Genomic DNA, 9,305 nt, shown 5'->3' on the forward strand with positions numbered 1-9,305 from the left:
CAACCCAGGCATAACAATATGGAAACACTACAACAATCGGAAAAAATCCTTGCTGAAAGATATCGCATTCTCGGCAAATTAGGACAGGGCGGAGTTGGAATCACCTATGCTGCTGTAGATTTAAACAGCAATCAAAAAGTTGCACTCAAAGCTTTATCCCTGCGTCTGACAACTGAATGGAAGAAAGTCGAGTTATTTGAACGAGAAGCAAAAACTTTATCGGGATTGAATCATCCGGGAATTCCTCGCTACATTGACTACTTTCAAGTTGATACTTCCCAAGATCGTTGTTTTTATATCGCCCAACAACTCGCACCTGGAAAATCTCTCGCACAGTTAATAGAAAATGGCTGGAAACCCAATGAAGCGCAAGTCCGTCATATCGCCTCTAAAGTGCTAGAAATTCTAGTTTATCTGCAATCGCTGTTACCTCCTACTATCCACCGAGATATCAAACCCCAAAATATTATTCTGCAAAAAAATGGGCGAGTCTTCCTAGTTGATTTTGGCGCAGTTCAAAATACTTACCATCATACCGTTACTGGAGGCAGTACCGTTGTCGGAACCTACGGTTACATGGCACCAGAACAATTCAGAGGAAAAGCTGTATTATCAACAGATTTGTATGGATTAGGAACAACGCTGCTTTTCCTGTTAACCCAGAAATTTCCATCCGATTTACCCAGACAAAAGCAGAAGATAAAATTCCGCGATCGCGTCTCTATTTCTCCAGAGTTTGCCAACTGGTTAGAGAAGATAATTGAACCCGCAATTGAAGATAGATTTGACTCAGCAAAAGATGCTTTATCAGCGTTGCGAGGGGAACAGCCAAGCGGGATTAATCGCGAAAAAATGTTTAAGCGATCGCCCCAATCCCGAATTACTTTAATTGACACTAAACGGTGGTTATTAATCAAGATACACCCCGATCTTTCACCTAGCAAACTCAAATGTTTTTTCCAATTCATTCATTTTATTTATAAAGTTTTACTTCCATTCTCTTTGATTCTGGGATTTTTGCTATGTAGCTTGTTTGAATACACTTTAACCGACTGGCTATTGACATTATATGAGCGATCTTTTGTTATATCAATCCTGGGTATAACAACATTTACCCTATTTTATGCTTTGATGTGGTTGTGTAGGTGCTTGTGTAGGATTGTTGATCGTCGATTCGCTCGGAAAATTCAAATCAGTCCTCAACATATCCAGCGGGTAAAGTGGAGTGGAATTCATCTGCCATTGCTCAAAATATCGATAACTTTTTGCCGGATTCGCACCAAGTCGCGTAACTATTGTTTTGGCTTATTTTTGCCGCAAGCTGAGAAAGAATGGTTGGTAGGGGAATTGAGTGATTGTTTAAGTAAACTAAAATAAATCATTGTTGATATCCACAGAGTCGATCAAAAATCCGTTTTTTTTCGGAGTGCGTGGGTTAAATAAATGCGGAAGTATAGAAGATTTTATGTACTAATTTAGGCAATAATAATCATCAAAAAATCCTGGCTCGGGCATGAAAATAAAAATATAAAGAATCTCGATATTTATGAAATAGGACTGCAAAAGGGGAAGCCGATCGCACTTGTTGAATACGTAGCTAAAAAGATTAGTTGAGAGTAGCGATCGCCTTGTCGATTGGTTATGCTTGAGTCAGGGTGCTCCTTTCTGCCAATTGACTGACCAACAAAAATAAAGATGTTTGTGCTTAAATACCGTCAAGGCAAGAAATATCTCGCCCTGACTGGGGTAGTGTGCTTAAGCTCCAGTATCTCCTAAGCGTGAAGGTTCGATTGATGAGTATTTCTACTCGAAATAAAAAAACTATCCTGTTTTTAGCAGCCAACCCCAAAAATACCACCCCTGTGGACTTACAGAAAGAGGCGAAGGAAATTGCAGAGGGGTTGCAACGCTCTCAAAAGGGCGACAAGTTTCAACTTGAGCAACAGTGGGCGGTGACGCCAAGAGAGATGCAGCGAGCAATATTAGATTATAAACCAGAGGTTGTGCATTTTTCTGGGCATGGTGCAGGAGAAGGGGGTTTAGCCCTAGAAGATGACATGGGGCAGATTAAGCTGGTAAATGCCAAAGCTTTGGCAGCTTTGTTTGAGGCGTTTAAGGAGTACGTGGAGTGCGTCATACTCAACGCTTGCTATTCAGAAGTGCAAGCTGAGGCGATCGCACGTCACATTCCCTACGTGATCGGCATGAAGCAAACGGTGGGAGATAACGCCGCACGAGAATTTGCTGTAGGTTTTTACGATACCTTGGCGGCGGGGGAGTCGATCGAACGTGCCTATAAGTTGGGTTGCGTTAGCATCAGCATGGCAGGAATTTCCGAAGAACTTACGCCGGTATTAAAGAAGAAGTCGGATTTTTCTGAAGAATCAGATCGATCGCCCGATCCTTCTAGCGATATCGTTGAGGAGTCGTCGCCTGTGGTCGAAAATGCGCGATCGATCGCCGCACCTCCCGTTTCTCTTCTCAACTTAGACAACCCCGAAGGTTCTGTGAGTTTAGATTCACCCCTATATATCGATCGGCCTCCCATTGAATCGGACTGCTACCAAACTATTGTTAAGCCCGGAGCTTTAATCCGAATCAAAGCGCCCCGGCAAATGGGAAAAACTTCCTTAGTGCAGCGAATTTTATACCGCGCCAAGGAACAGGGATATCAAACGGCTTATTTAAACTTTCAATGGGCAGATGGCTGTTTTCTCACCAATCTTGATGAGTTGTTGCAGTGGTTTTGTGGTGAGATTACTAATGAATTAAATTTAGAAGACAGGTTAGGAGAATATTGGAAAGGCGTTCTCGGCAGTAAAAATAAAAGCACCAAGTATTTCCAACGCTATCTACTATCTGACAGCGATCTGCCTCTTGTTTTAGGGTTAGATGAAGTCGATCGGATTTTTCAGCATTCGGAAATAGCCACCGACTTCTTTGGATTATTACGAGCTTGGCACGAGCGGGGGAAAAATGAGGAAATTTGGAAAAAGCTAAGGTTAGTCATTTGTCACTCTCAAGAAGTTTATATTCCTCTCAATATTAATCAGTCGCCATTTAACGTGGGATTGCCCATAGAGTTACCTGAACTCAATCAGAGACAGGTAACAGATTTAGTGAATCGACACCAATTAAATTGGTCAAATCAAGAGATTTGTGACCTGATGGAAATGGTGGGCGGTCATCCTTATTTAGTGCGAGTTGCTCTCTACCAAATTGCCAGGGGGAGAATTACCTTAGAGCGCTTGCTAGAAGTCGCTCCTACTGAAGAAGGCCCTTACTACGATCATTTACGACGGCATTTAGTTAACTTGGAAACAGATACAGAACTAGCAGCAACAATTAGACAAGTGATTAACAGCGAACAACCTGTAGAGATAAAAACGGGAGAGGCTTTTAAATTGCGAAGCATGGGGTTGATCAAATTTCAGGGGAATGCTGTAATGCCATTGTGTGGTTTGTATCGTGAATATTTTCGCCATCGCCTAGCCTCTCCCCAACAGAATATGACTGCTGTGCAACAAATTAATAACCAATCAAGCTTGCACGTAGAGAGTAATTTAGCAGCTATTATTTTCTCGGATGTCGTTAATTCCACCGCCTTATCAGTTGCCAACCAAAAGCTGACACTAGAATTAGTGAATCGAGATTTCAACATCATCCGAGGCATCTGCGCTAAACATCAAGGCAAAGTCCTTAAAGAAATGGGCGATGGTTTATTAATTTGCTTTCCCGAAAGTGCCGTAAAAGCAGTCGCCTGTGCGCTAGAAATACAACGAAATTTCGCCGAAGCTGCTACAAGCTTACCTCCGAGTCATGTCCTCCAACACCGGATTGGTATTCACTTGGGGGAAATATTCTCTCTTAATAATGATATCAGAGGGGCTGGTGTAAATTTAGCGGCTCGTTTAGAAGGGAAAGCACAGCCAGGAGGAATCTGTATTTCTGAAACAGTTTATCAAGTCGTTAAAACCCATTTATCTTTAAATGTGATTGACTTAGGAATGCAACAGTTAAAGGGAATTTCTGAACCTGTACGGCTGTACAAATTGATTCCTTGATTCTCGGATTTTCATATATAAATTAACAATGACCTATGAAAGATTATCAATATCAAGTTGGAGGGAGCCTGCCAGCAAACGCCCCAACTTATGTCACTAGAAAGGCGGATGAAGAACTTTATCAAGCTTTAAAAGCCGGAGAATTTTGCTATGTTCTTAATGCCCGACAAATGGGAAAATCATCCCTGCGAGTGCGGACAATGCAGCGGTTACAAGCAGAGGGAATCGCCTGTAGTAGCATTGATATCACAGAAATTGGCACCTCAGATATTACGCCAGAAGAGTGGTATGCAGGCGTGATTGATAGCATCGTCAGCCGATTAGATTTGTATGACGTTTTTGATTTAGATGAATGGTGGGAGCAGAACAGCTTACTATCAAATGTTAAACGATTTAGTAAATTTATTGAAGAAGTATTACTCAAAAACATCTCAGAAGATATAGTAATTTTTGTCGATGAATCGGACAGTTTAATGAGTTTAAGTTTTAAAATAGAAGATTTTTTTGCTGTAATTCGTGATTGCTATAATAATCGAGCTGATCAACCCGACTATCGTCGATTAACATTTACGATGTTAGGGGTAGCAACTCCATCAGATTTAATTCAAGACAAGCGACGCACTCCTTTTAATATTGGTCGAGGTATAGAGTTAACGGGGTTTCAATTAGCCGAAGCCCAACCTTTGGCAGTTGGGTTAGAAACTCAAGTAGAAAATTCTAAAACTTTGTTAGAAGCAGTATTATATTGGACGGGCGGACAGCCATTTTTAACACAAAAACTTTGTAAAATACTGCTCGATAATGCCAACTCTGCCTCAATTCACAATCCTGCTGAGTGGGTGGGAGATTTAGTCCGAGAAAAGGTGATTGAAAATTGGGAAGGGCAGGATGAACCAGAGCATTTAAAGACGATTCGCGATCGCATTTTACGCAGCGAACAACGGGCAAGTAGGTTATTGGGACTATATCAGCAAATTTTGCAGCACAATGAAATAGCGACTGATGATAGTCCCGAACAAATGGAACTACGATTGACTGGGTTGGTGGTTAAGCAGTCTGGCAAACTTAAAGTTTATAACCGGATTTATCAATCGGTTTTTAACCTTGATTGGGTGGAAAAACAATTAGCGAATTTCCGCCCTTACAGCGAAAGTTTTAAAGCTTGGCAAGATTCTGATTGCCAAGATGAATCGCGACTGTTGCGGGGTCAAGCCTTGCAAGATGCTCAAAATTGGGCAGCCGATAAAAGTTTGAGCGATTTGGATTATCAGTTTTTAAATGCCAGTCGGGAAGTCCAACAACTGGAAGTTGAACGAGAGTTAGAAGCACAAAAACAAGCGAATAAAATTTTGACTGAAGCGAATCAGACGCTAATTAAAGCAGAGCAATTAGCCACCTATAAAGTCACTCAAGCTCAGAATTTAGCAAATGTCATCCAGGAAAGTGCTTTTTCTAATGAATCATTTCGTTCAGGACAGACATTCCAAGCACTGTTGGAAGCATTAAAGGCAGGGCAAGCATTCAAACAACTAGATGCTTCAGCGGAGACGACAAAACATATTAGAGGACGAGTGATAGCTGCGCTGCAACAAGCAGTGTCCGCAGTAAAAGAGCGCAATTATTTGGAAGGGCATAGCAATTCTGTCAGAAGCGTCGCCTTTAGTCCCGATGGCTTGACTGTGGCTTCTGCAAGTGATGATAACACCATCAAACTGTGGCACCTGGAAAGCCAAAAACTCATCGCTACCCTCACCGGGCATAGCAATCGGGTCAATAGCGTCGCCTTTAGTCCCGATGGCTTGACTGTGGCTTCTGCAAGCAGTGACAACACCATCCAACTGTGGCACCTAGAAAGCCACAAACCCATTGCTACCCTCTCCGGGCACAGCAATTCGGTCAGAAGCGTTGCCTTTAGTCCCGATGGCAAGAGATTGGCTTCTGCAAGCAGTGATAACACCATCAAACTGTGGCACTTAGAAACCCAAAAACCCATTGCTACCATCACCGGGCATAGCAATGAGGTCTATTCCGTCGCCTTTAGTCCCGATGGCTTGACTTTGGCTTCTGCCAGCTTTGACAAGACCATCCAACTGTGGCACCTAGAAACCCAAAAACCCATTGCTACCCTCACCGGGCATAGCAATCCGGTCTGGAGCGTCGCCTTTAGTCCCGATGGCTTGACTTTGGCTTCTGCCAGCTTTGACAAGACCATCAAATTGTGGCACTTGGAAAGCCAAAAACCCATCGCTACCCTCACCGGGCACAGCGATTCGGTCAATAGCGTCGCCTTTAGTCCAGATGGGTTGACTTTGGCTTCTGCAAGCCGTGACAGAACCATCCAACTGTGGCACTTGGAAAGCCAAAAACCCATCGTTACCCTCACCGGGCATAGCAATCCGGTCAATAGCGTCGCCTTTAGTCCAGATGGGTTGACTTTGGCTTCTGCCAGCTTTGACAAGACCATCAAATTGTGGCACTTGGAAAGCCAAAAACCCACCGCTACCCTCACCGGGCACAGCGATTCGGTCTATTCCGTCGCCTTTAGTCCAGATGGGTTGACTTTGGCTTCTGCCAGCCGTGACAGAACCATCAAACTGTGGCACCTGGAAAGCCAAAAACCCATCGCTACCCTCACCGGGCACAGCGATTCGGTCTGGAGCATCGCCTTTAGTCCCGATGGCTTGACTGTGGCTTCTGCAAGCTTTGACAACACCATCAAACTGTGGCATCTGGAAAGCCAAAAACCCATCGCTACCCTCACCGGGCACAGCAATCCGGTCTATTCCGTCGCCTTTAGTCCCGATGGCTTGACTGTGGCTTCTGCAAGCTTTGACAACACCATCAAACTGTGGCATCTGGAAAGCCAAAAACCCATCGCTACCCTCACCGGGCACAGCAATCCGGTCTATTCCGTCGCCTTTAGTCCCGATGGCTTGACTGTGGCTTCTGCAAGCAGTGACAACACCATCAAACTGTGGCATCTGGAAAGCCAAAAACCCATCGCTACCCTCACCGGACACAGCAATTCGGTTTGGAGCGTCGCCTTTAGTCCCGATGGCTTGACTTTGGCTTCCGCTAGCGGTGACAAAACCATCAAACTGTGGGTTTGGGATTTGGATAAACTAATGGCATTTGGCTGCAACTGGATCGGGGATTATCTCAAAACACATCCTGAAGTGGCAGAAGAATACAAACAGATATGTGCTGATTACCTCAGCCAAGAGTCAATCAAATAGAATTTAGGAAAAAACAGCCAGCCAGCCAGATGTTCGCCCTACATTTTTTTTACCACTACTTCCACTTTTTCCGTTGTCCATTTCTCACTCGCATCAGTCACAATCCTAATATTTCGCTGCGGCGAATCTTCATCCACAACCGGCACCAGCATCGGATTATTAAATCTTGCTATTTAATTTTCACTTTTGTAGTTAGTCGAGGTTTGGGGAGTTCAAAAAGCGGTAGGTGCTAACTCTGAGGGATATTACACTGATGTCCCTTTGAATATAAAACATAAAACTCCTGGAGTGCTGACATTTTTTCTCTCAATCTAGATATCTCTACATCCAAGGGAGGGAGTAGTTTCTCAAGGTGGCGAACCTCACTAAACCACAGTCGTAACTCGGGTTTGAGAGTCGCATAGAGCGTTTCGGGACAGGAGAGTAATATTGCTGTTATTATCTCTGCTACGAATGGCTGTTGCGGCCACTTCCCTACAACAGACATTGCATCCCCCTCATCGCTTGACAAGCATTGGTGAACAATATCAAACAGTGAATTTAACTGAATAGCTGCCCGTAATTTCTCAAGTGTCTCTGCCGTCTCTGACGAGGTATGCACCATAGTTGTGAATTCAACAGGCAAATGGTGCAGGATGGTACTGACAACTGAAGCAATGGAATCAGGTTGCTCTTTTCTCAGAATATCTGGGAGTATTTCTGTAAAGTAAGGAGCAACACTACGCCACTGATGTAAATCACAAGCAACATGAAAGAAGGTTTCTGGCAACCTTTCACTCTTCTGCAATAAAATATAACCTCGACATTGATTAGTGACCGGATCGAGAGCTTCAAACGCTTGCCATAACAAAGGCAGAGAAACCCAGTGAGGTGGATATTTGAAACGGGCAACATCCAGCAGAAGAACTAGATCCCGCTTTGGATGATAGCCACCAATTGGTGAAAAGTGACCATCACCCGTTTGTCCCAATACCTTTCGGCTGTAGGAAACAACTAGATGAATATCACCTGACGCCGCACTCACCTCCTCAACTGCTTGCCGAAAGTTTTCCAAGCTGCTTTGGTGGTAACGATTAGGTTTTACAACAGCACCGTTGCAACGTGCTATACAGACAAACTCATCAAAGGTGATACCATTTTCTTTAATGACTGAAAGAGGTAAGCAACAGTCTAAAAATTCCTCTCCATACCATCTCCACACCCCTTTCCAAATGCGACCCGGATCGATGGATAAGGCATTAAGAACCACAACTAAACTACCCAATCCACAAAAAGCGGGTTCTGCTTGAGTGTGAAACTGTTCCGCTAGAGCAAAATACCCTTCCATACCTCCCAATGCCAACGCTTCTCGAAATATTTGCTTTCCCTCTACGGAGGAAAAGGCAATAGCAGAATCGGGGAGTGAACGACGATAAAACCCTTGAGCAGACATTGAGTGTTTTAACCTTTATTGCTTGTGGTGCTAAGCTGTTGTGCATTTAAATTAAATATTGTCGGTTGCCCGTTGCCCGTTCCCTGTTCGCTTTCACCAAATCCTCACACCCTATTTAAAATGCACAACAGCTTATGGGAATTAGCAAATATAGCCTTTCTCAAAAAGATGAGGTATGATTGATAGATTATATCAACACTGAAACTATGAGGGCTGAAGCCCAACTACGTACCTCATATGAGAGCTCGAACCGCTATATCTCACAGGGCCACTTTCTGCTCCCTTGTTGGTTGGCAGAACTAGCTATCTCGTCAATAATTGCTCTCAGCTATCGGATAATTGTAGAGCAGCACAAAGGAGACTTAAAGTGTTTTGGGCAGCCTGGTAAAGGTACTATATTTCCGATAGAACTTCGGCTGCGTCGCAGTTGATTAATAGTGTTTACCGTTGGGTGGGGGCGGGTTTTTGAGATGGTTGGTTTTAGCCTGAGATTGTTGGTGAACCCGCCCCTTGTATCTTAAAAGAGTGAGCTAGCCGATCGCCACGTCATTGATTCGATCATACCGACAATCA

4 protein-coding genes are annotated in these 9,305 nt (G+C 43.8%); 3 read left to right on the plus strand and 1 reads right to left on the minus strand.

Annotated features, from left to right (window positions below; all coding sequences use genetic code 11):
* Positions 1-18 precede the first annotated feature (18 nt).
* The 3 genes from QUA33_RS04495 (at position 19) to QUA33_RS04505 (ending at position 7,300) form a co-directional block, all read left to right on the plus strand.
* A complete protein-coding gene (locus QUA33_RS04495; protein WP_333146808.1) occupies positions 19-1,377 on the plus strand; it encodes a serine/threonine-protein kinase in 1,359 nt (452 codons plus the stop codon).
* Positions 1,378-1,793: 416 nt separating this feature from the next.
* Positions 1,794-4,064 carry an AAA-like domain-containing protein gene (locus tag QUA33_RS04500; protein ID WP_333146810.1) on the plus strand — a complete coding sequence of 757 codons (2,271 nt, stop codon included), beginning with the start codon at positions 1,794-1,796 and terminating at the stop codon, positions 4,062-4,064.
* Between the two features lie 35 nt (positions 4,065-4,099).
* Positions 4,100-7,300, plus strand: coding sequence for a WD40 domain-containing protein (locus QUA33_RS04505; protein WP_333146812.1), 3,201 nt, complete (start codon positions 4,100-4,102; stop codon positions 7,298-7,300).
* Positions 7,301-7,529: 229 nt separating this feature from the next.
* On the opposite strand, the gene QUA33_RS04510 is transcribed toward QUA33_RS04505, so the two are convergent.
* Positions 7,530-8,732, minus strand: a complete 1,203-nt coding sequence (locus tag QUA33_RS04510) for a phytochelatin synthase family protein (protein WP_333146813.1) — start codon at positions 8,730-8,732, stop codon at positions 7,530-7,532.
* Positions 8,733-9,305: the final 573 nt, after the last annotated feature.

Source organism: Microcoleus sp. Pol14D4 (genome assembly GCF_036701245.1).
In the GTDB taxonomy this organism is placed as follows: domain Bacteria; phylum Cyanobacteriota; class Cyanobacteriia; order Cyanobacteriales; family Microcoleaceae; genus Microcoleus.